The following is a 24,249-nucleotide window of genomic DNA, read 5'->3' on the forward strand; positions in this document are numbered from 1 at the left end:
CGGTAGGAGCCGCGCCTCACCCGCTGCCATGGCGTCGATGCCGGGCGTCACGGGATGTAACAGTCCGTCACACCCGGAGCACCCCCTACGCTGAGACCATGACAGGTCTTCGGTGGGGAATCCTCGCGACCGGCGGAATCGCCGGCGCATTCGCGTCCGATCTGCGAACCGCGGGGCTCGACCTCGTGGCCGTCGGATCCCGGTCACAGGAGTCGGCCGACGCGTTCGCCGCCCGCTTCGACATCCCCCGCGCGCATTCTTCGTACGAAGATCTGGTCGCGGACCCCGACGTCGACATCATCTACGTCTCGACGCCGCACCCGATGCATCACGAGAACGCCCGCCTTGCCCTCGAGCACGGCAAGCACGTGCTCGCCGAGAAGGCGTTCACCCTGAACCGCGCCGAAGCGGAGGACCTGCAGGCGCTCGCCTCCGAGCGCGGTCTGCTGGTGATGGAGGCCATGTGGACGCGGTACCTGCCGCACATGGTCCGCATCCGCGAGCTCATCGCCGACGGCGCCCTCGGTGAGATCCGGGCCGTGAGCGCCGATCACACCCAGCTGCTGCCCTCCGACCCCGCCCATCGGCTCAACGCCCTGGAACTCGGTGGCGGCGCCCTTCTCGACCTCGGGATCTACCCGATCTCCTTCATCTGGGACATCCTCGGCGCACCGACCAGCATCCGCGCCGTCGGCCGCCTCATCGAGACGGGAGCCGACTCCGAGGTCGCCACGGTCATGACCCACGACGGCGGTGCGGTCTCGACCAGCCTCTCGTCGTCCAGAGCAGCGGGCCCCAACGTCGCGAGCATCATCGGCACGGCCGCCCGCATCGACATCGACACGGTCTGGTACAGCCCGACCACGTTCCGTCTCGTGCTGCCGGACGGCACGGTGCAGGAGACGTACACCTCGGAGGTCGAGGGCCGAGGTATGCAGTTCCAGGCGCTCGCCGCCGAGCGCCTGGTGAGCGAAGGCACCCTCCAGGGCGACGTCCTGCCCATCGCCGAGAGCGTCGCGATCATGGGCACCCTCGACGAGATCAGGGCGCAGATCGGCGTCCGCTACCCCCGTGAGGAGGTGTGAGCATGGCCGAGACCACCGATGCCCGCGTCGCCGTCTACCTCGACTTCGACAACATCGTCATCTCCTGGTACGACCGGGTGCACGGTCGCAACGCCTACGGCAAGGACCGTCAGCGGATCAGCGAGAACCCGAACGACCCCGAGGTCACCGAGCGATTGAGCCGGGCGATGATCGAGGTCGGCGCCATCATCGACTACGCGGCCTCGTTCGGCACCCTCGTGCTCACCCGGGCGTACGCGGACTGGTCCTCTCCCGTCAACGCCGTGTACCGCTCGCAGCTCGTGGCCCGCGCGGTCGACCTCGTGCAGCTGTTCCCCGCCGCCGCGTACGCCAAGAACGGCGCCGATATCCGGCTCGCCGTCGATGCGGTCGAGGACATGTTCCGCCTCCCCGATCTCACCCACGTCGTGATCGTCGCCGGTGACAGCGACTACGTGCCGCTGGCTCAGCGCTGCAAGCGTCTCGGCCGCTACGTGATCGGCGTCGGGGTGTCGGGGTCGACAGCCAAGTCGCTGGCCGCCGCGTGCGACGAGTTCGAGTCGTACGACTCGCTGCCCGGTGTCGTGCGCCCCTCCAAGCCGGTCGCCGCCGCCGCTGCCGCTCCTGCGGTCGAGGCGCCGACGCCGGTGGCGGAGGCTGTCGCTGAGACGGTGACCGAGACCGCCTCGAAGCCGCCGAAGGCCGCCGCGAAGCGATCGCGCTCCAAGGCCGCCCCGAAGGCGGAGGAAGTGCGGGTCGAGGACAAGGTCGACGATCAGGAGGTGGCGACGCAGCTGCTGGAGCGCGCGCTGCGTCTCGGGCACGACAAGGCCGACGCCGACGAGTGGCTGCACAGCTCCGCGGTCAAGACGCATATGCGTCGCATGGACCCGTCGTTCAGCGAGAAGGCACTCGGCTACCGGTCGTTCTCCGACTTCCTGAAGTCCCGCGACGACATCGCGGAACTCGAGGAGACCGGGCACGAGCGTCTCGTCCGGCTGCTCGAGCCCTGAGAGTGGTCCCCGACGTGGCGGCCAGGGCGCGGTGATCCGCTCCCGCGCCGCCACGTGCGGCCGGTGTCAGAGCGTCGCTTCGAACGGGTCGAAGTCGGCGGCGATCGATCCCACCTGATCGAGGGTGCTCTCGACCTCGACGAAGCTCCGCGCCTCTGCAGCTTCCTCGATCGAGAGCAGGGTGTCGAGCACGTGATATCCGAACTCGCCGGTGGCGACGTGTGGACGGCCCGCGGCGATCGCCCGCGCCATGTCGAGCAGCCCGACGCCGCGACCGGACAGCACGCCCTCCTGCTCGACGTCGATGATCTCCTGCTGTACGGGCTCCGGCGGGATGAACAGACGCGTGAGCGGACGGGTGATCGAGATCGCGCCACCGAACGTGTTCGGGTCCGGGATCACGATCGTGCCCTCGGTGCCGGTGATCTCGACGATGCCCTGGCGGACGACGGGTGAGTCGGTGCTGTACAGGCTCTGCGCCTGGCCGCCCTCCTCGAACGCCATCAGCACGCTGAGCGTCGAGGGGATCTCGACCGGGAACTCCTGACCGGCGAGTTCGCCGACCTGCACCCGGCGCGTGGGAGAGCCCTGCAGTCCGAGCGCTGCGACCGAGGCCACGGGGCCGAACACGTGCACGAGGGCCGACACGTAGTACGGCCCCATGTCGAGCAGCGGTCCGCCGCCCTTGGCGTAGAGGAACGCGGGATTCGGGTGGAAGATCTCCGGCCCCGACCACTGGAAGGTGGTCTGGGCGAACAGCGGACGCCCGATGTCGCCGCGCGCGATCGCCCGCTTCGCCGTCTGCACCCCAGGACCGAGCACGGTGTCGGGGGCGACGCCGACGCGCAGGCCCGCCGCCTCCGCCTTCTGCAGCAGGCCGCGGGACTCCTCACGGCTCACACCGATCGGCTTCTCGGTCCAGACGTGCTTCCCCGCCGCGATGATCGCCTCGGAGACCTCCACGTGCACGGCCGGGATCGTGAGGTTCACGACGATGTCGATCTCCGGATCCTGGAGCACCGTGTCGACACCGCCGGCACGAGGCACGCCGTACTTCTCAGCCTGCGCCTTGGCGCGCTCCTCGAGCAGGTCGCCGATCGCGAGGACGCGCACGTCGGGGAACGTCGTGAGGTTGGACAGGTACTGGTCGCTGATGTTCCCGGCACCGATGATGCCGACGCCCACCGCCATCAGGCCGCCACCTTCTCGTCGAGGTAGACCCGGCTGCGTTCGATGGCGTCGAACAGGTCGCCCTCGTAGTGGTCGAACTCCACGATCGCGAGCTCCAGCGCCGGTGCTGCGGCGATGGCCTCGACGAGGGGGACGGAACCTTCACCGGCGGCCACCTGGTCGGCGGGAGGGTACGCTCCTGCGAGCGCGGGGTCGAGTGTGCCGTCCTTCGCGTGCACCGCGATCACCCGGCTGCCCAGACGCTCGAGCAGGGCGACGGGATCGACGCCGCCGCGGGCCACCCAGTACAGGTCGACCTCGAGCACGACGCGGTCGTCGAGCAGGCCCGCAAGGACCTCCAGGCCGGTGACGCCGTCGAACACCGCCTCCAGCTCATGGGCGTGGTTGTGGTACCCGACCCGCACGCCGACGGCCGCACCGATCTCCGCAGCCTCGTTGAGCAGACGCGCGGTCTCCTCGATCTGCTCGATCGACTCCCAACGCGCCGGTTCGGTGTAGGGGTCGATGACGGTGTCCATGCCGAGCACCTTCGCCGCGGCGAAGACCTCCGCCGGGGTGGGGACGGGCACCGTGGTGCCGCTGCCGTCGGGGTTGACGAACGACGGCGACGCCAGGAAGGCGTGGCCGGACGGGGCGACCAGACCGGCGGCGGTGAGCGCGGCCGCGAGGGGCTCGGCGCGGCGCACGAAGTCGTACGGCTCGACGGCCGTGAAGCCGCGGGCTGCCACCGCCTGCAGGGAGGATTCGAGGTCGGCCTCCAGCTCGTCCTTGATGGTGAACAGCTGCAGGGAAGTCCGAATCGTCATCGGTCGTGCTCCTTCGGTCATCGGTGACGTGGCGGGACCGGTGTCCCGTCCAGGCACGCTATCACCAAATACCTCCATGCGGAAGTTTTGATTCGCTAGACTCCCCACATGCCCCTCGACACCCCCGAGCCCCCCGAGCCCCCACGGCAGCGCGGGGCCTACGCGAAGGGGATCGCCCGTCGGCAGGAGATCCTCGACCGTGCCATCGAGGTGTTCGCCGAGCGTGGCGCCGACCGCACGAGCCTGCGGGCCATCGCGCGCGAGGTCGGGGTCACGCATGCGGCTCTCACCCACTACTTCGGCTCCCTGGAGGAGCTCCTCGTCGCGGTATACGAGGAGAGCACCGTGCCGTCGCGCCAACCCAGCTCTCCCCCACCCGACGCGACACCGGTGGAGATGATGATCGAGTCCGCGCGGCTCAACCGTGCGATACCCGGTCTCGTGCAGCTGTACTCGACGCTCGTCGCCACAGCGCTCGAGGAGGGCCATCCGGCGGCGCGCACGTTCGCCACCGGTCGCTTCACGCGCCTCCGCGCCCGCCTCGCCGACGTCGTCCGACGCCAGCAGGAGGAGGGCAAGATCCGCGACGACCTCGACGCCGATGCGGTCGCGGCCCTGGTGGTGGCTGCGTCCGACGGCCTGCAGACGCAGTGGCTGCTCGACGAGACCGCACCTCAGCACGAGGCGCTCGCACTGCTCGATCGACTGCTGCGACCAAGAGCCTGACCACGGGTGGACCGCGGCGCAGGCCGATGCGAAGCCGGGGCTAGGCTCGAACCGTGATGCCCGTGCCGCAGCCCCCGTACGCCCGAGCACTCGGCGAGCGCATGACCGACCTGCACCCCCGACTGCGCCTGTACTTCGCACCGATCCCGGATGGAGCGACCGGCATCGGCGAGGGGGTGTTCGAGCGTGTGGGCACTCCGCGTCGATGGCTGTGGCCCTTCCTCCGGCTCCTCGAACGACGCGGCGTGGTCGCCGCGGGGTGGGAGCGCGACGTGCCGTTCCGCGTCGAGAACCGCACCATCGCGTCCAGAGCACTCAGTGAACGGACCTTCTTCTTCGCCCGCGGCACGTGGACCATGCGAGACGCCGTCGCACTCACCCGTCACGGTCGCGTCGTCGACGAACTCGGCGAACCCGGCCTCATCGCGGCTTGCTTCGACGTCGAGGTGCGTCAGGGCGCACTGCATCTGACGAGCCGAGCCGTCGGACTCCGTCTCGGTCGCCTGCGAGTGCGGATCCCCCGGCCTGTGGCACCTGTCATCCGACTCACCGAGCGGTTCGACGACGCCCTTAATCGGCAGCGCATGACCCTGACCGTCGATGCGCCGCTCCTCGGCCGCGTGTACGAGTATCGAGGAGTTTTCTCCTATCGCATCCAGCACCACGAGAAGGAGCAGACCGCATGAGCACAGGACGGGTCGTCATCGGCGGTTCCACCGGGTTCATGGGCCGCTTCCTCGTGCCCCGGTTCCGGGCGGAGGGGCGCGAGGTCGTCACGATCTCACGTTCGGGCGCCGACATCCGCTGGGGCGATCAGGTGGAGATCGACCGCGCCGTCGACGGCGCCGCCCTCGTGATCGGGTTGGCCGGCAAGAGCGTCAACTGCCGTTACACCCCGGAGAACCGGGCGGAGATCTTCCGCTCCCGCCTCGACACCACGGCGTCGTTGAGCACCGCGATCACCCGATCCTCCGCACCGCCCGCGCTCTGGATCAACTCCTCGACGGCGACGATCTACCGTCACGCGGAGGATCGTCCGATGACGGAATCGACGGGCGAGATCGGCCGCGGATTCTCGGTCGAGGTCGCGAAGGCGTGGGAGAAGGCGCTGTTCTCCGACGAGCTCCCCGCCACTCGCCGCGTCGCCCTGCGCAGCACGATCGTGCTCGGTCACGGCGGCGTGCTCGGCCCGGTGAGAGACCTGGCGCGGTTCGGGCTCGGCGGGTCCCAGTACGACGGGCGATGGCCGGTCAGCACGGCTCGGCGCGCGGCGGGCACGGGGCATCTCCCCGGCGCGCGTCGTGGCCGCCAGCGTTTCAGCTGGGTGCACATCGAGGATGTCGCGCGCATCGTCGACTTCCTCGAGCGGAGTCCAGCGCTCGAAGGCCCCGTCAACGCCGCGTCTCCGCATCCGGTGGACAACGTCGAGTTCATGGCGACGGTACGGCGGACCCTCGGGGCGCGGATCGGGATTCCGATGCCCCGATGGATGCTGGAGCTCGGAGCCATCGGCATGCGCACCGAGACCGAGCTGATCCTGAAGAGCCGGTGGGTGCTGCCGGAGAAGCTCACAGCGGCCGGGTTCGAATTCCGATACCCGTTCCTGGAGGACGCGATCCGCGAGTCCTTCGACCTCCCGCCGACAGAGCAGCGACTGCCTGCCGCCTAGGAGCTGCCGGCGGGCGCGTCGCCGTCGGCCCCGCGCTTCTTCTCGATCTCCTGGCGCAGCCGCCACTCCTCGATCTCACGGTCGAGGTCGGCGATCTGCTGCTCGGTGGTTCTCGTGTCCCTCGGCGGCGCCGGACGCACATCGGTCGGAGCCGCGGGCCGCTCAGCTCGTCGCATCCGCGGCATCTGTATGCCGGACTCCCCGTACTCACGGCCGAGACCGAACCAGAGCAGGCCGCCGATCAGCGGCAGCAGGATCACGATGATGATCCACGCCAGCTTCGGCAGGAACTTCACCAGCGAGCTGTCCCGCGTGATGATGTCGATCAGCGCGCCGATCATCAGGGCGATGACGAGGAGCGAGAACAGGAACGACATGAGTTCAGGGTAGACGACGCCGCGACGGACCGCAGGGGTCTACGGAAGCAGGTGTCCACCCGCACGGAACAGTTCGTACCACTCGGGCCGGGTGAGCGCGACATCGGCACCGACTGCCGCGTCCCGCACCCGCTCGGGCGTCGTGGTTCCGAGGACCACCTGCATGCCGGCGGGGTGGCGGGTGATCCAGGCGGTCGCGATGGCGATCGGGGTGACGTCGTGCACCGCCGCGAGGCGATCGATCACGGCATTCAGTTGCGCGTACACGGGGTTGCCGAGGAACACGCCGTGCGAGAAACCGTCCTGGAACGGCGACCACGCCTGGATCGTGATCCCGTTGATGCGGCAGTACTCCACGATGCCGCCGCCGTCGCGCACCAGGCTCTGGTCATGGCCGGCCATGTTGGCAGCGACCGGCTGCGCGATGATCGGTGCGTGCGTGATCGACAGCTGGAGCTGATTCGCCACCAGCGGTTGCCGGACTGCAGTGCGGAGCAGATCGATCTGCCGCGGTGTGTGGTTCGAGACGCCGAACGCCCTGACCTTGCCCGCGCTCTCCAGGTCATCGAACGCGCGGGCGACCTCCTCAGGCTCGACGAGCGCATCGGGGCGGTGGAGCAGGAGCACATCGAGGCGGTCGGTCCGCAGAGCAGCGAGCGAACCCTCGACCTGGGTCACGATGTGTTCGTAGGAGAAGTCGAACATGCCCTGCGACGGCACGATGCCGCATTTCGTCTGCAGCACGATCTCATCGCGCTCGGAAGAGGTGAGCTGCAGCGCCTCGGCGAACCGCGACTCGCAGTGGTGCATGCTGCCGCCGTAGATGTCCGCGTGGTCGAAGAAGTCGATGCCCGCAGCCCTGGTCGTGTCGTAGAGGCGGCGGATGTGCGCGTCGTCCTTGGCGTCGATGCGCATCATGCCGGCGATCACGGCGGGGGCGGTGGACGATCCGAACGACACTGTCTTCATGCCACCACGCTATCGCCCGGCACGGACGCTGCGCTCCGGCACAGAAACCGTCAGGAGCCGTCAGCTGCCACCATCAGGAGCCGTCGTCTGCCGCTCCCGGAAGAAGCGCAGTGACCGGGATGCCGAGCACATCGGCGATACGCACGAGGTCGACGACCGTGAAGTCCTCCCTGCCGTCGAGAAGCTCCCCCAGGGCGTCCGGGCCGATACCCGATCGCTCTGACAGCTCGGAGAAGGACACCCCGGCATGAAACCGGGCCCCATCGACTTCCGATGCCAGCAAATGACGCAATTCCGTCCCCATACGCCTACACTAGCGCCACGAACGGACACGCATGGGGGTCGAATGGGCCAGAATGGCAGCATTCTGGCGTCGCCGCGCTGCTATGGTGAGCCGGGTGAAGACACCTGCAGAGGAGTTCAACGAGGCCGTCGGTCGCCAGATGCGCGCGGAGATCGCCGCCTCGCGGAGCAGCATCGCCGCGATGGCGCGCAGCATCGGCATCGCCCGAAGTGCACTCGACAACTACGTGACGGGCAAGCGAGCGATCCCGGTACCCGTCGTCTACGCGGTCTGCGCAGACCTCGGTGTCGTACCCCATGTCCTGCTCGCCCGCGCCGAAGAACGCCTCAGAGCGGACGGCGAGACGACAGCGCGCATCACGCCGATCCGGCGCACCCCCGATGTCGCCGGCCTCCGCGAAGATAGCCGTGAGGTCGCCTTCGAATCCGGCGTCCGGCACGACGCCGACACCGACGACCTCTACGAGTAGGCCGATCCCGGCTTCCGCCCCTGAGACGGCACGAGGAGGAGAGAATGCACCAGCTCCTCCGCCTCGCCGACGCGCAGCGGGTGCGCGTGGTCGAGCGGTCCGGCCGCACCCGCGGGGGCTACGACCCCACGACGCGCACGATCCGCCTCGCTCCGGGGATGAGCGCCCGCACGACCCGCAGCGTGCTCGCCCATGAGCTGGGGCATGCCTGCCTCGGCCACTTCCCCGCCACGACGTCGGCCGCACGAACGCAGCAGGAGCGTCAAGCCGACGAATGGGCGGCGTCCCGCCTCATCACTTCCCGGGCGTATGCCGAGGCAGAGGAGGTGCGCGGGCCGCACCTCGCGAGCCTCGCGTTCGAGCTGGACGTCACGATCGAGTTGGTCGAGGCCTACCAGCGCCTGCTGCGTCAGAGGCTCCTCGTCGCTGCTGGTTGAATATCGGCATGACCTTCCTCGTCGCCCCCTCCCCCGTCACCCTCACCGGCGAACTCGTGGAACTCCGTCCGCTCGATCGATCGCACATCGACGGACTGATCGAGGCCGTGCAGGAGGGTGACCTCTGGAAGACGGCGTGGTACACCTCGGTCCCCGCACCCGACGGCGTGGCGGCGGAGGTCGAGCGACGGATCGGCCTCATCGAGAAGGGCGAGATGGTCCCCTTCACGACCGTCGACGCCACCGGTCGCATCCTCGGGCTCACCTCGTACTACGACATCGTGGCCGACGTGCCCCGGCTGCACATCGGCTTCACCTGGAATCGACCGTCTGCGCATGGCTCGGGCACGAACGCCGAGTCCAAGCTGCTGTTGCTGCGCCACGCGTTCGAGACGCTCGGAGTCTTCCGCGTCGGCCTCACCACGCAGTGGGTCAACTTCCAGTCGCGGGCGGCGATCGAGCGCCTCGGCGCGAAGCAGGACGGGGTCATGCGGGCGATGAGCCGCTACCGCAACGGCGCGCTGCGCGACAGCGTGGAGTACTCGATCATCGAACCGGAGTGGCCTGCAGTCAGGGCGAACCTCGAGGCGAGACTCGCCAGACGACGCTGAGGACGACAGCGGGACGCCGGATCCCATACCGGTACTTTGCGCGAGAATCCTCGCCGGATGCGTGTCCTCGACCGCGATCGCCGCCATGATTCATGGAGTCTGTGCAGCAACTCGCACAGGACGCCGGGCGCAGATCGCGTCCGCGTCTCTTCGCTCGGAGAGGTATCGCATGGCCGACCCCACATCCCGCGTCCCCCTCGACCCCGAAGACGCACGCGAGAACGAACGCGAGCTCACGGGTGACCGCACCCTCGCGGTCGCAGACTTCTCCAACGAGGAGGCGGGGTATCACAAGACGCTCAAGCCTCGCCAGATCCAGATGATCGCGATCGGCGGCGCGATCGGCACGGGACTGTTCATGGGTGCAGGCGCGCGTCTCGCATCCAGCGGCCCCGCACTCATCCTCGTCTACGCCCTCTGCGGCTTCTTCGCGTTCCTCATCCTCCGCGCGCTCGGCGAGCTCGTCCTGCACCGCCCTTCCTCGGGCTCCTTCGTCTCGTACGCACGGGAGTTCTACGGTGAGAAGCTGGCGTTCGCGAGCGGCTGGCTGTACTTCCTGAACTGGGCGATGACCTCGATCGTCGACGTCACGGCCGCCGCGCTCTACGTCAAGTTCTGGGCGCAGTACTGGGAGCCGCTGCAGACCGTCCCCCAATGGCTCATCGCCCTCGTCGCTTTGGTCGTCGTGCTGACGCTCAACCTGGTCAGCGTGAAGCTGTTCGGCGAGATGGAGTTCTGGTTCGCGATGATCAAGGTGACTGCTCTGGTGGTCTTCCTCGTGGTCGGGACCTGCTTCATCATCTTCAACGGCACCACGGATCTCGGAGTCACCGGGATCGCCGTCATCGCCGACAACGGCGGTCTGTTCCCGATGGGCTACTTCGCCCCGATACTCGCCATCTCGGGTGTCGTGTTCGCGTACGCGTCGATCGAACTCGTCGGCACCGCCGCCGGCGAGACGTCCGAGCCCGCGAAGGTCATGCCCAAGGCGATCAACACCGTCGTGGTGCGGATCGCGGTCTTCTACGTCGGCTCGATCCTGTTGCTCTCGCTCCTGCTGCCGTTCGACACGTACAAGGCCGGGGAGTCGCCCTTCGTCACCTTCTTCTCCCACATCGGCTCGCCGAACACCGGAGCGGTCGCCGGGTCGGTCATGAACTTCGTCGTCCTCACCGCAGCGCTCTCCAGCCTCAACGCGGGCCTCTACTCCACTGGTCGCATTCTGCGATCCATGTCCGTCAACGGCTCGGCGCCTCGCTTCACGGCGAGGATGAGCGCGAACGGCGTCCCCTTCGGCGGCATCCTCCTCACCGCCTCGATCACGCTGATCGGGGTCGGCATCAATGCCCTCTGGCCCTCACAGGCCTTCGAGATCGTGCTGGAGGTCTCAGCGATCGGCATCATCGGCGGCTGGGCGACGATCATCCTGTGCCAGCTGAAGATGCACACTCTCGCGAAGAGAGGACTGGTGGAACGCCCCTCGTTCCGGATGTTCGGCGCCCCCTACACGGGCTATCTGACCCTGGCGTTCCTGCTGTTCGTGCTGGTGTCCATGGGCTTCTCCGAGACCGGGCGCTGGGTGCTGGCGTCGCTCGTGCTGCTCGTCCCGGCACTCGTCGTCGGATGGTTCGCCGCACGCGGCAAGATCGCCGAGGCAGCTCGGGCCCGGGAAGGCTTCACCGGCGTTCTGCCGGTCGTCGCCGGGCGCCAGGCAGCGGAAGCACTGCGGCGCAAGAAGCCCTGAGGCGACGACGCGCCGCGAGGGTTACTCGGTGGCGTTGCCCGACCAGTTGTTCGAGCGACGAGTGGCCGAGCCGCCCTGACGGAAGATGAAGGCGAGCGCCAGCGTGACCAGCAGAAGTCCACCGCAGAAGGCGAGCGCCTGGAACGCCGGCAGCCCGAAGGAGATGCCCATCAGCAAGATGCCTCCGATGAAGAGGATCATGAAGAAGAGGAAGCTGAGGATCACGGGATCTCCTGTCGTCGGTGCCGTCTACCAGGATAGCCCGGACTGGGAAACCCCCTGTGCACGTTCTTCGATGTCTGGTGTGCTCGGAGCATGACTACTCCGCTCACCGCCGTCGCCATCTCCTGCACGCTCAAGCCGTCTCCCGCGTCGTCCAGCTCCGATCTCCTCGCGACGCAGCTCCTCGACGCCCTGGCAGAGCACGATGTCACCGGCGACCTCGTGCGCGCCGTCGACTTCTCGCTGAGCCCTGGGGTCGAGAAGGACATGGGCGACGGTGACGAATGGCCGCGGATCCGTCAGCAGGTGCTCGACGCCGACATCCTGGTCTTCGTCACGCCGACCTGGATGGGTCAGCATTCGAGTGTCGCGCAGCGCGTGCTCGAGCGCCTCGACGCCGAGCTGGGCGAGACCGACGAGGACGGCCGTCCCATCCTGTTCGACAAGGTGGCCATCGCCGGGGTGGTGGGCAACGAGGACGGTGCCCACCACATCGCGGCGATCCTGTTCCAGTCGCTGAACGACGTCGGGTTCACGGTACCCGCGCAGAGCTCGGTCTACTGGAACGGCGAGGCGATGCACACCACCGACTACAAGGACCTCGAGGAGACTCCGGAGAAGGTCGCGTCCGCGATCAGCACTTCCACCAGGAACGCCGCTCATCTGGCGCGGTTGCTCAAGGCGCAGAAGTACCCCGCCGAATGACGTCGATCAGGCCGTGAGGTCGAGGGCCCATTCGTTCACGGTCATCTCGGCGCCACGGAACTGGTCCGTGACCGTGCCGTGCAGGGTGAAGCCGTTACGCCGACAGACTCCGTTGGAGGCGGAGTTCTCGATCGCGGGACAGGCCATCAGGAAGCGCCGCGGCTCGGGGTGCGCACGGGCGTCCGCTATCAGGAGGGCGAGGGCGGTCGATGCGACCCCGCTCCCCTGCGCCTCGGGTCGGACGAACCATCCGGTCTCCCATGCCGGCTCATCCCTCCACACGACCGGCCAGTAGCCGATCGACCCGAGCGACATCCCCTCCTCGTCTTCGACGACGAACATCCGCGCTTCTCCGGAGGCGACCAGGCGCAAGTAGCGGGCGTGGCGCTCCATGATCTGGTCGTCGGTCTCCGGCCCGTTGAGGTGCGCGGTCATCTCCGGGGTGTTGGCGGCATGCAGCAGCTCGAGGTCGTTCTCGGACCAGGTCCGGAGTCTGAGAGTTTCCATGCACGGATCTTGCCACGGGCCGCCGACATCAACAGGGCGATGATCAGTTCGCTCCCGTGCGGTGTTCTCGGGAGAGGTGTAGGTTGCGGAGATGGTGCCGATCCGAGTGGGGCTCGTGGCGGACCCGGCTTCGCCCACCGTCGTCGCGCGTCGGATGACCGATCTCACACCGCCGGTCGCCGCGCAGGCCGACGGGTGGATCATCGAACTCCTCAGCGAGCCGTTCACCCTCGGATCCGAAGACGTCGACGTCGCCCTCGAACGGCTCCGCGCGCACGCCGAGCAGAATCGGTGGGACCTCGTCGTCGGTGTCACCGAGCTCCCGCTTCGCGAAGACGACGGTCGCTATCTGCTGGCGGCGATCGATCCTCGACGCCAGGCCGCGGTGCTGTCCCTGCCCGCGCTGGGCGGGTACCGGGTGCAGAGCAGGGCCCGCCACGCAGTGCGCGGGCTCGTCAGCGGGATGGCTGCCCCCGCCTCGCCCGAGGAGCAACGTCTGCCGCTTCCCCGCCTCAGCGCCCGGGGGCGCGTGCTGCGGGGCATGGTGCTGGCGAACCGTCCGTGGCTTCTCGCGGCCGGTCTCAAATCCGCACTGGTCGCCGCACTGGCCACCGGGGCCGTGGCGACGATCGAGCCGACGGTGTGGTCGCTCGCCATCTCGCTGTCCGGCTGGCGCCTGGCAGCAGCGACCGTTGCCTCCATCGGGATCCTCATCGCCTGGATCGTGATCGACGGCAGGCTCTGGGACCGCCCGGACGACGACTCGTCGCAGGCGCGCGAGAGATCCCGCCTCTACAACACCTCGACGCTGCTGACGCTGACCATCGGCATCATCATCTGCTACTTGGCGTTGTACGTGGTGAATCTGGCCTGGGCGCTCTTCGTGCTCGATACGACGGTGATGAGCGAAGCGCTCGGCCGGACGGTCGGCGTCGAGGATCTCTTCGTGCTCACGTGGTTCGTCGCGTCGGCTGCGACGCTCGGCGGGGCTCTGGGCACGGGTTTGGAATCCGACGACGCGATCCGCGCCGCCACCTACTCGAAGCGTGAGGAGGATCGACGCGCCCGCCTGGCCGACGAGAGGAGCCGTGGGATCGAGTGATCCCACGACTCCTCTCCAACTTCACCCGACTTACGACGGGAGTCTGCCGAGACGACTTTCTCAGAAGTCCCAGTCGTCGTCTTCCGTGGCCTCGGCCTTGCCGATGACGTACGACGAGCCCGACCCACTGAAGAAGTCGTGGTTCTCATCCGCGTTCGGCGAGAGCGCCGACAGGATGGCCGGGTTCACGTTCGTGACACTGGAGGGGAACATCGCCTCGTAGCCCAGGTTCATCAGAGCCTTGTTGGCGTTGTAGTGCAGGAACTTCTTGACGTCTTCGGTCAGGCCGACACCGTCGTAGAGGTCCTGCGTGTACTGCACCTCGTTGTCGTAGAGCTCGTACATGAGCGAGAACGTGTAGTCCTTGAGCTCATCGCGACGCGCCTGGGTCTCGTTCTCGAGCCCCTTCTGGAACTTGTAGCCGATGTAGTAGCCGTGCACGGCCTCGTCACGGATGATGAGGCGGATCAGGTCGGCCGTGTTCGTCAGCTTCGCCTTCGACGACCAGTAGATCGGCAGGTAGAACCCCGAGTAGAACAGGAACGACTCCAGCAGGGTGGAGGCCACCTTGCGCTTGAGCGGGTCATCGCCCTGGTAGTAGTCCATGATGATCTGAGCCTTCTTCTGAAGGTTCGGGTTCTCCGTGGACCAGCGGAACGCCTCATCGATCTCCTTCGTCGACGCGAGGGTCGAGAAGATCGAGGAGTAGCTCTTCGCGTGCACCGACTCCATGAACGCGATGTTCGTGTACACGGCCTCTTCGTGAGGCGTGATCGCGTCGGGGATCAGCGACACCGCACCGACGGTGCCCTGGATCGTGTCGAGGAGCGTGAGCCCCGTGAACACCCTCATGGTGAGCAGCTGCTCGTCGGGGGTGAGCGTGTTCCACGACTGCACGTCGTTCGACAGCGGCACCTTCTCCGGCAGCCAGAAGTTGTTCACCAGACGGTTCCAGACCTCGAGGTCCTTGTCGTCCTGGATACGGTTCCAGTTGATCGCCTGCACGCTGGAGACCAGCTTGAGTCTTTCGGGAGTCATTTTCTTCGTCGTTCCTCGGGGTTCGGCCGCGTTCTCAGGTCAGCAACAGGTCAGAGCATGCACGAGACGCACTCGGCCATGTCGGTGCCCTCGAGCGCCAGCTGACGCAGACGGATGTAGTAGATCGTCTTGATGCCCTTGCGCCATGCGTAGATCTGCGCCTTGTTGATGTCACGCGTGGTGGCGGTGTCCTTGAAGAACAGCGTCAGAGACAGACCCTGGTCGACGTGCTGCGTGGCCGCAGCGTACGTGTCGATGACCTTCTCGTAGCCGATCTCGTACGCGTCCTGGTAGTACTCCAGGTTGTCGTTCGTCATGAACGCCGCCGGGTAGTAGACGCGGCCGAGCTTGCCTTCCTTGCGGATCTCGATCTTCGACGCGATCGGGTGGATCGACGACGTCGAGTTGTTGATGTACGAGATCGAGCCGGTCGGCGGCACCGCCTGCAGGTTCTGGTTGTAGATGCCGTGCTTCTGGATCGACGCCTTCAGCTCGACCCAGTCGTCCTGCGTCGGGATGTGCTTGCCGGCGAAGAGTTCCTTGACCTTCTCGGTCTCGGGAACCCAGGCACGGTCGATGTACTTGTCGAAGAACTCCCCCGACGCGTAGGTCGAGTCCTCGAACCCGTCGAACGCCGTGCCGCGCTCGATGGCGAGGTTGTTCGACGCCCGCAGCGCGTGGAACAGCACCGTGTAGAAGTAGATGTTCGTGAAGTCGATGCCCTCTTCGGAGCCGTAGTACACGTGCTCGCGAGCGAGGTAGCCGTGCAGGTTCATCTGGCCCAGGCCGATGGCGTGGGAGCGGTCGTTGCCGTCCTCGATCGAGCGCACCGAGCCGATGTGGCTCTGGTCGCTGACCGCGGTCAGTGCACGGATCGCGGTCTCGACGGTCTGGCCGAGGTCGTCGGCATCCATGGACAGCGCGATGTTCATCGAGCCGAGGTTGCAGGAGATGTCCTTGCCGATGTTGTCGTACGACAGGTCGTCGTTGTACGTGGTCGGCGTGTTCACCTGCAGGATCTCGCTGCAGAGGTTGGACATGTTGATCCGACCCTTGATCGGGTTGGCCTTGTTCACCGTGTCTTCGAACATGACGTACGGGTAGCCGGACTCGAACTGGATCTCGGCGACGGTCTGGAAGAACTCGCGCGCGTTGATCTTGGTCTTCTTGATGCGCGGGTCGTCGACCATCTCGCGGTACTTCTCGGTGACCGAGATGTCGCCGAACGGAACTCCGTAGACCTTCTCGACGTCGTACGGCGAGAACAGGTACATGTCCTCGTCGTTCTTGGCGAGCTCGAACGTGATGTCGGGGACGACGACGCCGAGGGACAGCGTCTTGATGCGGATCTTCTCGTCGGCGTTCTCGCGCTTGGTGTCGAGGAAGCGCATGATGTCGGGGTGGTGCGCGTTGAGGTACACCGCGCCCGCGCCCTGACGTGCACCGAGCTGGTTGGCGTAGCTGAAGCTGTCTTCGAGGAGCTTCATGACCGGGATGATGCCAGAGGACTGGTTCTCGATCTGCTTGATCGGCGCACCCGACTCGCGGATGTTCGACAGCAGGAGTGCGACGCCGCCGCCGCGCTTGGAGAGCTGCAGCGCGGAGTTGATGCCGCGGGCGATCGACTCCATGTTGTCTTCGATGCGCAGGAGGAAGCAGCTGACGAGCTCGCCGCGCTGAGCCTTGCCCGCGTTGAGGAAGGTCGGAGTCGCCGGCTGGAAGCGGCCGGAGATGATCTCCTCGACGAGGGCGACGGCGAGCTTCTCGTCGCCATCGGCGAGACCGAGGGCGGTCATGACGACGCGGTCCTCGAAGCGCTCGAGGTAGCGCTTGCCGTCGAACGTCTTCAGCGTGTAGCTCGTGTAGTACTTGAATGCTCCGAGGAACGTCTCGAAGCGGAACTTCTTGCCGTAGGCGAGGTCGTTGAGCTTCTGGATGAACTCCATCGAGTACTTCTCGATGACGGCACCCTCGTAGTACTCCTTCTCCACGAGGTAGTCCAGGCGCTCCTTGAGCGAGTGGAAGAACACCGTGTTCTGGTTCACATGCTGCAGGAAGTACTCCCGCGCGGCGCGCTTGTCGGCGTCGAACTGGATCTTCCCGTTCGCGTCGTACAGGTTGAGCATCGCGTTGAGGGCGTGATAGTCGAGACCCTCGTAGGAGGGGTTCGCCTTGAATGCCACTGTCTCGGTCACTGAAGCTGCCACCGTCGTTCCAATCCGTCGCTCACGCGATCCACATCGTCTTGTGTGCCGAAGATCTCGAGCCGATACAAGTGAGGCACGTGGCACTTGCGGCTGATGATGTCGCCGGCGAGGCAGAAGGCATCGCCGAAGTTGGTGTTCCCCGCGGAGATCACTCCGCGGATGTGGCGTCGGTTGCGCTCGTCGTTGAGAAACCGGATCACCTGTTTCGGAACGGCGCCCTTCTCGACGCCGCGCCCCGCTCCCCCTCCGTAGGTGGGGGTGACCAGCACGAAAGGCTCGTCGATGACGAGGTCTTCTTCGTTCCGGTGGAGGGGGATGCGTCGGGACGGGAACCCGAGCTTCTCGATGAACCGCGCGGTGTTACCCGAGACGCTCGAGAAGTAGACCAGGAGCGGCGCTGCGGTCGCGACGGCGCTCATGGTGCGTCACGCCAGACGGGACGCGAGCTCGTCGATCTTGTCGGGACGGAAGCCCGACCAGTGGCCCTCGTCGGTGACGACGACAGGTGCCTGCATGTAGCCGAGCGCCTTGACCTGCTCGAGCGCCGTCGGGTCTTCCGACAGGTCGAGGACCTCGTACTCGATTCCCTTGGCATCCAGGGCACGGTAGGTGGCGTTGCACTGAACGCAGGAAGGCTTGGTGTAGACCGTGATCGACATCTTTTTCGTAACCCCTCAAATCTCTGGCCTGCTTCTCATCAGGCTGTTTCCCGGTAGACCCCCTGCCGGGACTTCAATACTACATATGGGGACCGACATTGGGGGCGACCACAAGGGGTAGTAGTTACATCCGTGTAGTTATCCACCGTTCTCAACAGATACAACACAGGTTCTCCACCGTTTCTTCCACAGGCCGAGCCTCCTTCCGAAGGCACGCGAACCGCGTGAAATCGCGGCTGGGAACCCCCTGTGAGCGATCCATCCACAGGGGGGACGTTACGACGCCCCACCGACATTCGGATTCCTGTGGAATTCACCCTTCGGCGTGTCGCGGGCGTGTCGCGGATCGGCCCCTTCCGCGACCGACCCCGCGGGCCGGTACCGTTGTCTGGTGGCGGGATATCGGGATCTTCTTCGCACGCCGGGAGTGGCGCGCATGATCGCTGCTCAACTGACCGCGCGCTTCCCCAACGGGATGATGTCGCTGGCGATCCTGCTGCACGTCGAGCAGCAGACCGGGTCCTACGGGTCCGCGGGGCTCGTCCTCGCCGCGACCAGCGTCGGTCAGGCGATCGCCGGCCCCATCACCAGCCGTTGGATGGGCGCCTGGGGCATGCGTCGGGTGCTCACGCTCACCCTGTCGGTGTGCGTGATCGCCGTGCTGTGTCTGGCTCTGCTTCCGCTCGAGGTGCCGGGGTACATGGCGCTCGGGATGATCGCCGGTCTCTCCACCCCGCCGGTGCAGGCCGCCGTGCGCACGATCTACCCCAAGCTCGTGAACTCCTCGAACCTCACCCCGCTGTTCTCCCTCGACGCGTCGCTGCAGGAGATCATCTGGGTGCTCGCGCCCGTCGTGATCACCCTCGTCTCGACTCAGGTCGGCACCGCCGAGGGTCTGCTGCTGGTCGCGATCATCCTCGTCGGCGGCGGCGCGTGGTTCATCCTCTCCCCCGAGGTCGGGCGGGTGCGCATCCCGCGCAGCCGCAACGCCCTCGGAAAAGTCGTGCTCAAGCCGCCCGTGATGCTGGCGACCGTGATCGGGTTCCTCCTGATCGGAGCCTGCGCCGCCGTCGAGGTCGGCGTCGTGGCGACCTTCGAACACGGAAGCCTCGCCGCCGGACTCGTCCTCGCCGTGTTCTCGGCCGGAAGCCTCGCCGGCGGTCTCGCCTTCGGCCACATCCCCATCGGCCCCTGGGCCATGGCGCGCCGCCTGCTGATCGTCACGATCGGCCTCGGGCTGACGATGGTCATGCTCAACGTGTTCTGGCTCGGCGGCACGCTCATCCTCGCCGGTATCGGCATCGCGCCCGCCCTGGCCGTGCTCTTCGCGATCACCTCGGCCAGCGTGAAGTTCAGCGAGACCGCCGAGGCCTTCGGCTGGGCCGGCACCGGGCAGCTCATCGGGGCCGCCGCCGGTTCCGCTGTCGCCGGATTCCTCGTGGATGTGGGCGACTGGCGCGGCGCCTACCTCGCCGCCACCATCTTCGCCGCGGTCGGACTGATCGTGGCCGTCGTCTTCGTCCGTTCCTTTCCCGACCTGCGTCACCGCGACGCGAGCCCGCACCCCGACACCGAACCCCTGGCGGTCACCCCCTCATGAGCTCTCCCTCCTCCTCCTTCCCCGAGATCGTCTGCATCGGCGAGACCATGGCGCTGATCACCCCGACCGACTCCCGGCTCGCCGACGCCGCCGAGGCGTCGGTCGGACTCGCCGGCGCGGAGTCCAACGTGGCCGCCGGCGTCGCCTCGACGGGACACCGCGTCGCCTGGGCATCCCGCCTCGGCGCCGATCCGCTCGGAGACCGCGTCGCCTCCGAGCTCGAGCGCCGCGGGGTGGAGCTGTGGGTCGAGCGCGACGACGCCGCCCCGACCGGGGTCATGTTCAAGGACCCGGGCGCGGAGTCCTCCTCCGTCTACTACTACCGCAGCGGATCAGCCGCCTCGCGCATGGAGCAGGGGTTCCTGGACCCCTCCCGTCTCGACGGGGTGCGCATCGTGCACACCACCGGGATCACACCCGCACTGTCGGCCTCGTGCCGACAGATGGTCGACCGGCTCTTCACCGACGCACGCGCAGCCGGCGCCCTCGTGTCCTTCGATGTGAACGACCGTCGTCCCCTGTGGAGCAGGGACGACGCCGCCGAGACCCTGGCCCGCCTCGCCGATGCCGCGGACATCACCTTCGTCGGCCGTGATGAGGCCGAGCGCATCTGGGGCACGGTCACGGCGGCAGAGATCCGCGCGTTCCTGCCGAACTGTGCCCTGCTCATCGTCAAGGACGGCGATGTCGGCGCCACGGCGTTCGAGGGGGAAGCCGAGCCTGTCTTCGTACCCGCCCCCGTGGTCGACGTCGTCGAGCCGGTCGGCGCCGGGGATGCCTTCGCCTCCGGTTTCCTCGCGGCGACCCTCGACGGAGAAGACCTCACCTCCCGCCTCTCCGCCGGTCACGCGGCTGCGGAGCGCGTGCTGAAGATCGCCGCCGACCTCCCGCCTCTGGTACCGCTGCGCTGATCGCGCGCGCGAGACTGCGCGCTCCAGGGACCCCGGCACGTCCCCGGTCGTAGGCTGGTGGCATGGCCGCACCGCTCACTCTTCCCCGCCTCTCGTGGGGGTCGCCGTCGGCCTCCCGTCGCGCCCTTCTGGTCCACGGTCTCGGGTCTTCCGGCGCGCTGATGTGGCGCCTCGGCGACGCACTCGCCGACGCGGGCTGGCACGCGACCGCCGTCGACCTCCGCGGCCACGGCGACGCTCCGCGCTCCCTCGACTACTCGGTCTCCGCCTACGGGGCCGACCTCGCCGAGACCGCCCCCGATGGCGACAGCGCCTGGGACGCCGTCATCGGTCACTCGCTCGGCGGTGCGGCCAGCACGGTCGCCGCAGCCTCGAATCCGGAGTGGACCCGGCGCCTCGTGCTCATCGACCCGGCGATCCACGTCGACGGTCGCGATGCCGCGATCATCCGCCGGAGCCAGGAACGCGCGTTCGCCGACACCCGACTCGAGGTCGTGCAGCAGGAGCATCCGCACTGGCATCCGCAGGATCAGGAACTCAAGATCGACGCCGTGCGGCGTGCGAGCGCGTGGGCCGTGGAACAGACCAGCGCCCAGAATCGACCGTGGGACGTGCGCGCAGAAGCCGCACGCCTGACGGTCCCCACGCATGTGATCGGCGCGGACCCCGCCGTCTACAGCATCTTCACGGGAGATCTCGCCGACGAGGTGCTCGCCGCGAACCCCCTCATCTCCCTGTCGGTGGTCGAGGGCGCAGGGCACTCCCTGCACCGCGACCGCCCGGAGGAATCGGTACGGCAGCTTCTGGAGGCACTGGCATGACATTCGATCCCGCAGCATTCCTTCCCGACGACCTCCTCGAGCGCATCCGCGAGCGCGCGCCGATCCACGACCGCGAGAACACCTTCCCCCAGCAGGACCTGGACGAGCTGCGGGCTGCCGGGTACCTGTCGATACTGGTGCCGCGAGAGCGCGGTGGCGCGGGACTCGGGCTCGCCGAGGCCGCGATCCTGCAGCAGCGCCTGGCTGGCGCGGCCCCGGCGACAGCCCTGGCCATCAACATGCACCTCGTGTGGACGGGCGTCGCGAAGGTCTTCTCCGATCGCGGAGTCCCCGGCCTCGAGTTCGTGCAGGACGGCGCCGTCGCGGGCGAGGTCTTCGCGTTCGGCATCAGCGAGGGCGGCAACGACCTGGTGCTGTTCGGCAGCGACACCACGGCTGTGCCGGACGGGGATGGCGGCTACTCCTTCACGGGGACGAAGATCTTCACCTCCCTCGCCCCGGTCTGGACGCGCCTGGGCCTGCACGGTCTCGACACCACCAGCTCCGATGCCCCGAAGCTCGTGTTCGCCTTCGTGGAGCGCACGGATGCCGTCACGACTTCCGACGACTGGGACACCCTCGGCATGCGGGGCACCCAGAGCCGGACCACCCGGCTGAACGGCGCGCCGGCTGACGCCGCCCACGTCGTGCGGCGCATCGATCCAGGCCCCAGCCCCGACCCGATAGTGTTCGGGATCTTCTCCGTCTTCGAGATCCTGCTCGCCTCCGTCTACACGGGGATCGCCCGGCGAGCGTTGGAGCTCGCGGTGGCCACGGCGCAGAAGCGGCTTTCGAAGAAGACCGGGCTCGCGTACAGCCAGGATCCCGACATCCGCTGGCGCATCGCCGACATGGCCATCGCCTACGACGCGCTGCCTCCGCAGATCGCCGCGCTCGCACGCGATGTGGATGAGCGCGTCGATCACGGCGCGCGGTGGTTCCCCCAGCTCTCCGGGGTCAAGCACCGGGCGATCACGATGGCGAAGCACGTCGTCGACGAGGCGATGCTCGTCGCCGGCGGTGGGTCGTACTTCTCGGCCAATGAACTCTCGCGCCTCTACCGCGACGTCCTGGCCGGGGCGTTCCACCCCTCCGACCCCGAGTCCGCGCACTCTACGGCGGCGAGCGCGTGGCTGGGCCCGCTCGAGAGCTGATATCTTGCCGATTCCGCTGGACGAATAGCCAGATTCCACGAAATCGGTTGCTCAGCGCATCGTGGAGTGCGAGGATCGCACCATGAGTCCGGCGAAGAAGCACCCTTCCCTCGATGCGGTCTCGAAGACGATCGTCGAGCTGCTCCAGGAGGACGGACGTCGTTCGTACTCCGAGATCGGCCGCACCGTCGGGATGAGCGAGGCTGCCGTGCGCCAGCGCGTGCAGCGGCTCACCGAGTCCGGCGTGATGCAGATCGTCGCCGTCACCGACCCGATGCAGCTGGGCTTCCACCGCCAGGCCATGATCGGCGTGCGGGTCTCCGGTGACGCACGCCGCGTCGCCGAGGCCATCGCCGCGATCGATGCCGTCGACTACGTCGTGATCACGGTCGGTTCCTTCGACGTCCTCGCCGAGGTGGTCTGCGAGGACGACGACGACCTGCTCGCGCTGATCAACGACGTCATCCGTCCGATCGACGGCGTCCTCTCCACCGAAACCTTCATCTACGCCAAGCTGCAGAAGCAGCTCTACAACTGGGGGACCAGATGAGCACCGCACGCACCACCCCTTCCGAGTCCGCACTGCAGACGATGGCGAAGGACCATCTCTGGATGCACTTCACCCGGCAGTCGACGATGGCCGAGTCGGGCGTGCCCATCATCGTCAAGGGCGACGGTCACCGCATCTGGGATGCCAAGGGCAAGGAGTACTTCGACGGGCTCGCCGGCCTCTTCGTGGTGAACGCCGGCCACGGTCGACGCCGGCTGGCCGAGGCCGCGGCGGCGCAGGCCTCCGAGCTGGCGTTCTTCCCCCTGTGGTCGTACGCGCACCCGGCCGCCATCGAGTTGGCGGACCGTCTCGCCGACGAGGCGCCGGGCGACCTCAACAAGGTCTTCTTCTCCACGGGCGGAGGCGAGGCGGTCGAGACCGCGTTCAAACTCGCCAAGCACTACTGGAAGCTGCAGGGCAAGCCCGCCAAGCACAAGGTGATCTCGCGCGCGGTGGCCTACCACGGCACGCCGCAGGGAGCCCTGGCGATCACCGGCATCCCCGCGATGAAGTCGATGTTCGAGCCGGTCACCCCCGGCGGTTTCCGTGTGCCGAACACCAACTTCTACCGCGCGGCCGAGATGGGCGGACCCGCCGACGACCTCGAAGCGTTCGGACGGTGGGCGGCCGACCGCATCGAGGAGATGATCCTCTTCGAAGGCGCCGACACGGTCGCCGCGGTCTTCCTGGAACCGGTGCAGAACTCCGGCGGATGCTTCCCGCCCCCTCCCGGCTACTTCGCCAGGGTGCGCGAGATCTGCGACCGCCACGACGTGCTGCTCGTCTCGGACGAGGTCATCTGCGCCTTCGGACGTCTCGGCCACACCTTCGCGTGCACCGGTCTCGGCTATGTGCCCGACATGATCACGTGCGCCAAGGGTATGACCAGCGGCTACTCCCCCATCGGCGCGACGATCGTCAGCGACCGCATCTACGAGCCGTTCTCGAAGGGCGATCTGTCCTTCCCGCACGGCTACACGTTCGGCGGACACCCGGTGTCGGCCGCGGTGGCGCTGGAGAACCTCGCGATCTTCGACGAAGAGGGACTGAACGCCCACGTACGGGAGAACTCCCCGCTGTTCCGTGCAGAGCTCGAGAAGCTGCTCGACCTGCCGCTGGTCGGCGACGTGCGCGGCGACGGCTACTTCTTCGGCATCGAACTCGTGAAGGACAAGGGCACGAAGGAGACCTTCGACGATGCCGAGTCCGAGCGGCTGCTGCGCGGCTTCCTCTCCCCCGCCCTGTTCGAGGCCGGGCTGTACTGTCGCGCCGACGACCGTGGCGACCCCGTGATCCAGCTCGCCCCGCCGCTCACGGTCGGGCCGTCCGAGTTCCGCGAGATCGAGCAGATCCTGCGAGATGTGCTGACCCGCGCGCAGTCCGTGCTCTGACC

Annotated in this window: 28 protein-coding genes; 17 read left to right on the forward strand and 11 right to left on the reverse strand. The window is 67.5% G+C overall.

Features of this window, described 5'->3' with window-relative positions; genetic code table 11:
* The first annotated feature begins 98 nt into the window (after positions 1-98).
* A complete protein-coding gene (locus tag AB4070_RS06290) occupies positions 99-1,085 on the forward strand; it encodes a Gfo/Idh/MocA family protein (protein WP_441979360.1) in 987 nt (328 codons plus the stop codon).
* A 2-nt stretch (positions 1,086-1,087) separates the two neighbouring features.
* Positions 1,088-2,077: an NYN domain-containing protein gene (locus AB4070_RS06295; RefSeq protein WP_441979361.1), complete on the forward strand. Its 990-nt coding sequence runs from the start codon at positions 1,088-1,090 to the stop codon at positions 2,075-2,077.
* A gap of 66 nt (positions 2,078-2,143) precedes the next feature.
* Here the strand turns inward: AB4070_RS06295 and AB4070_RS06300 are convergent, their stop codons facing one another.
* Positions 2,144-3,268 carry a Gfo/Idh/MocA family protein gene (locus tag AB4070_RS06300; protein WP_441979362.1) on the reverse strand — a complete coding sequence of 375 codons (1,125 nt, stop codon included), beginning with the start codon at positions 3,266-3,268 and terminating at the stop codon, positions 2,144-2,146.
* Positions 3,268-4,074, reverse strand: a complete 807-nt coding sequence (locus AB4070_RS06305; RefSeq protein WP_441979363.1) for a sugar phosphate isomerase/epimerase family protein — start codon at positions 4,072-4,074, stop codon at positions 3,268-3,270. Before AB4070_RS06305 ends, AB4070_RS06300 begins: the two co-directional genes overlap by 1 nt.
* 108 nt (positions 4,075-4,182) lie before the next feature.
* Here AB4070_RS06305 and AB4070_RS06310 point away from each other — a divergent pair, with 108 nt between their 5' ends.
* Genes AB4070_RS06310 through AB4070_RS06320 form a run of 3 tightly spaced genes read left to right on the forward strand, consistent with a single transcriptional unit; the run spans position 4,183 to position 6,469 of the window.
* Entirely contained in the window at positions 4,183-4,800 is a 618-nt protein-coding gene (locus tag AB4070_RS06310; protein WP_441979364.1) for a TetR/AcrR family transcriptional regulator, read from the forward strand.
* A gap of 56 nt (positions 4,801-4,856) precedes the next feature.
* Positions 4,857-5,486, forward strand: coding sequence for a DUF4166 domain-containing protein (locus tag AB4070_RS06315; RefSeq protein WP_441980554.1), 630 nt, complete (start codon positions 4,857-4,859; stop codon positions 5,484-5,486).
* On the forward strand, positions 5,483-6,469 hold the full coding sequence (locus tag AB4070_RS06320) for an epimerase (protein WP_441979365.1): 987 nt from the start codon (positions 5,483-5,485) through the stop codon (positions 6,467-6,469). Before AB4070_RS06315 ends, AB4070_RS06320 begins: the two co-directional genes overlap by 4 nt.
* Here AB4070_RS06320 and AB4070_RS06325 read toward each other — a convergent pair.
* From AB4070_RS06325 to AB4070_RS06335, 3 genes are all read right to left on the reverse strand, one after another.
* Positions 6,466-6,846, reverse strand: a complete 381-nt coding sequence (locus tag AB4070_RS06325; protein ID WP_441979366.1) for a PLDc N-terminal domain-containing protein — start codon at positions 6,844-6,846, stop codon at positions 6,466-6,468. The two genes, AB4070_RS06320 and AB4070_RS06325, sit on opposite strands and share 4 nt — an antisense overlap.
* A gap of 39 nt (positions 6,847-6,885) precedes the next feature.
* Entirely contained in the window at positions 6,886-7,815 is a 930-nt protein-coding gene (locus tag AB4070_RS06330) for an aldo/keto reductase (protein ID WP_441979367.1), read from the reverse strand.
* A gap of 73 nt (positions 7,816-7,888) precedes the next feature.
* A complete protein-coding gene (locus AB4070_RS06335) occupies positions 7,889-8,119 on the reverse strand; it encodes a helix-turn-helix domain-containing protein (RefSeq protein WP_441979368.1) in 231 nt (76 codons plus the stop codon).
* A 94-nt stretch (positions 8,120-8,213) separates the two neighbouring features.
* Here AB4070_RS06335 and AB4070_RS06340 point away from each other — a divergent pair, with 94 nt between their 5' ends.
* The 4 genes from AB4070_RS06340 (at position 8,214) to AB4070_RS06355 (ending at position 11,380) form a co-directional block, all read left to right on the forward strand.
* The gene (locus tag AB4070_RS06340) at positions 8,214-8,588 is read left to right on the forward strand and encodes a helix-turn-helix domain-containing protein (RefSeq protein ID WP_441979369.1); all 375 of its coding nucleotides are present in this window, start codon (positions 8,214-8,216) and stop codon (positions 8,586-8,588) included.
* 44 nt (positions 8,589-8,632) lie between these two features.
* A complete protein-coding gene (locus AB4070_RS06345; RefSeq protein ID WP_441979370.1) occupies positions 8,633-9,025 on the forward strand; it encodes an ImmA/IrrE family metallo-endopeptidase in 393 nt (130 codons plus the stop codon).
* Between the two features lie 8 nt (positions 9,026-9,033).
* Entirely contained in the window at positions 9,034-9,636 is a 603-nt protein-coding gene (locus AB4070_RS06350) for a GNAT family N-acetyltransferase (RefSeq protein WP_441979371.1), read from the forward strand.
* Between the two features lie 169 nt (positions 9,637-9,805).
* Positions 9,806-11,380, forward strand: coding sequence for an amino acid permease (locus AB4070_RS06355; protein ID WP_441979372.1), 1,575 nt, complete (start codon positions 9,806-9,808; stop codon positions 11,378-11,380).
* 21 nt (positions 11,381-11,401) lie between these two features.
* On the opposite strand, the gene AB4070_RS06360 is transcribed toward AB4070_RS06355, so the two are convergent.
* The gene (locus AB4070_RS06360; protein ID WP_028503256.1) at positions 11,402-11,605 is read right to left on the reverse strand and encodes a hypothetical protein; all 204 of its coding nucleotides are present in this window, start codon (positions 11,603-11,605) and stop codon (positions 11,402-11,404) included.
* A 90-nt stretch (positions 11,606-11,695) separates the two neighbouring features.
* Here AB4070_RS06360 and AB4070_RS06365 point away from each other — a divergent pair, with 90 nt between their 5' ends.
* On the forward strand, positions 11,696-12,307 hold the full coding sequence (locus tag AB4070_RS06365) for a flavodoxin family protein (RefSeq protein ID WP_441979373.1): 612 nt from the start codon (positions 11,696-11,698) through the stop codon (positions 12,305-12,307).
* Positions 12,308-12,313: 6 nt separating this feature from the next.
* On the opposite strand, the gene AB4070_RS06370 is transcribed toward AB4070_RS06365, so the two are convergent.
* On the reverse strand, positions 12,314-12,814 hold the full coding sequence (locus tag AB4070_RS06370; protein ID WP_441979374.1) for a GNAT family N-acetyltransferase: 501 nt from the start codon (positions 12,812-12,814) through the stop codon (positions 12,314-12,316).
* Positions 12,815-12,905: 91 nt separating this feature from the next.
* Between AB4070_RS06370 and AB4070_RS06375 the strand changes: the two genes are divergently transcribed.
* A complete protein-coding gene (locus tag AB4070_RS06375) occupies positions 12,906-13,916 on the forward strand; it encodes a hypothetical protein (RefSeq protein ID WP_441979375.1) in 1,011 nt (336 codons plus the stop codon).
* Between the two features lie 60 nt (positions 13,917-13,976).
* On the opposite strand, the gene nrdF is transcribed toward AB4070_RS06375, so the two are convergent.
* Genes nrdF through nrdH form a run of 4 tightly spaced genes read right to left on the reverse strand, consistent with a single transcriptional unit; the run spans position 13,977 to position 17,820 of the window.
* Positions 13,977-14,954 carry a class 1b ribonucleoside-diphosphate reductase subunit beta gene (nrdF, locus tag AB4070_RS06380; protein ID WP_045263442.1) on the reverse strand — a complete coding sequence of 326 codons (978 nt, stop codon included), beginning with the start codon at positions 14,952-14,954 and terminating at the stop codon, positions 13,977-13,979.
* Positions 14,955-15,004: 50 nt separating this feature from the next.
* The gene (gene nrdE, locus AB4070_RS06385) at positions 15,005-17,149 is read right to left on the reverse strand and encodes a class 1b ribonucleoside-diphosphate reductase subunit alpha (protein WP_441979376.1); all 2,145 of its coding nucleotides are present in this window, start codon (positions 17,147-17,149) and stop codon (positions 15,005-15,007) included.
* Positions 17,146-17,580, reverse strand: a complete 435-nt coding sequence (gene nrdI / locus AB4070_RS06390; RefSeq protein WP_045263440.1) for a class Ib ribonucleoside-diphosphate reductase assembly flavoprotein NrdI — start codon at positions 17,578-17,580, stop codon at positions 17,146-17,148. The genes nrdE and nrdI overlap by 4 nt, the downstream gene beginning before the upstream one ends.
* Before the next feature lie 6 nt (positions 17,581-17,586).
* Entirely contained in the window at positions 17,587-17,820 is a 234-nt protein-coding gene (gene nrdH, locus AB4070_RS06395) for a glutaredoxin-like protein NrdH (RefSeq protein WP_045263439.1), read from the reverse strand.
* Between the two features lie 436 nt (positions 17,821-18,256).
* Between nrdH and AB4070_RS06400 the strand changes: the two genes are divergently transcribed.
* The 6 genes from AB4070_RS06400 (at position 18,257) to AB4070_RS06425 (ending at position 24,247) form a co-directional block, all read left to right on the forward strand.
* Positions 18,257-19,420 carry an MFS transporter gene (locus tag AB4070_RS06400; protein ID WP_441979377.1) on the forward strand — a complete coding sequence of 388 codons (1,164 nt, stop codon included), beginning with the start codon at positions 18,257-18,259 and terminating at the stop codon, positions 19,418-19,420.
* The gene (locus tag AB4070_RS06405; protein ID WP_441979378.1) at positions 19,417-20,331 is read left to right on the forward strand and encodes a sugar kinase; all 915 of its coding nucleotides are present in this window, start codon (positions 19,417-19,419) and stop codon (positions 20,329-20,331) included. Before AB4070_RS06400 ends, AB4070_RS06405 begins: the two co-directional genes overlap by 4 nt.
* Before the next feature lie 62 nt (positions 20,332-20,393).
* A complete protein-coding gene (locus tag AB4070_RS06410) occupies positions 20,394-21,152 on the forward strand; it encodes an alpha/beta fold hydrolase (RefSeq protein ID WP_441979379.1) in 759 nt (252 codons plus the stop codon).
* Complete coding sequence (locus AB4070_RS06415; protein WP_441979380.1) at positions 21,149-22,306, forward strand: acyl-CoA dehydrogenase family protein; 1,158 nt, start codon at positions 21,149-21,151, stop codon at positions 22,304-22,306. The genes AB4070_RS06410 and AB4070_RS06415 overlap by 4 nt, the downstream gene beginning before the upstream one ends.
* 82 nt (positions 22,307-22,388) lie before the next feature.
* A complete protein-coding gene (locus AB4070_RS06420; RefSeq protein WP_045263434.1) occupies positions 22,389-22,856 on the forward strand; it encodes an Lrp/AsnC family transcriptional regulator in 468 nt (155 codons plus the stop codon).
* On the forward strand, positions 22,853-24,247 hold the full coding sequence (locus tag AB4070_RS06425; protein WP_441979381.1) for an aspartate aminotransferase family protein: 1,395 nt from the start codon (positions 22,853-22,855) through the stop codon (positions 24,245-24,247). The genes AB4070_RS06420 and AB4070_RS06425 overlap by 4 nt, the downstream gene beginning before the upstream one ends.
* The last annotated feature ends 2 nt before the right edge of the window (positions 24,248-24,249 follow it).

Origin of the sequence: Microbacterium sp. 2RAF4, from assembly GCF_052115285.1 — a bacterium.
Taxonomy (GTDB): domain Bacteria; phylum Actinomycetota; class Actinomycetes; order Actinomycetales; family Microbacteriaceae; genus Microbacterium; species Microbacterium oxydans.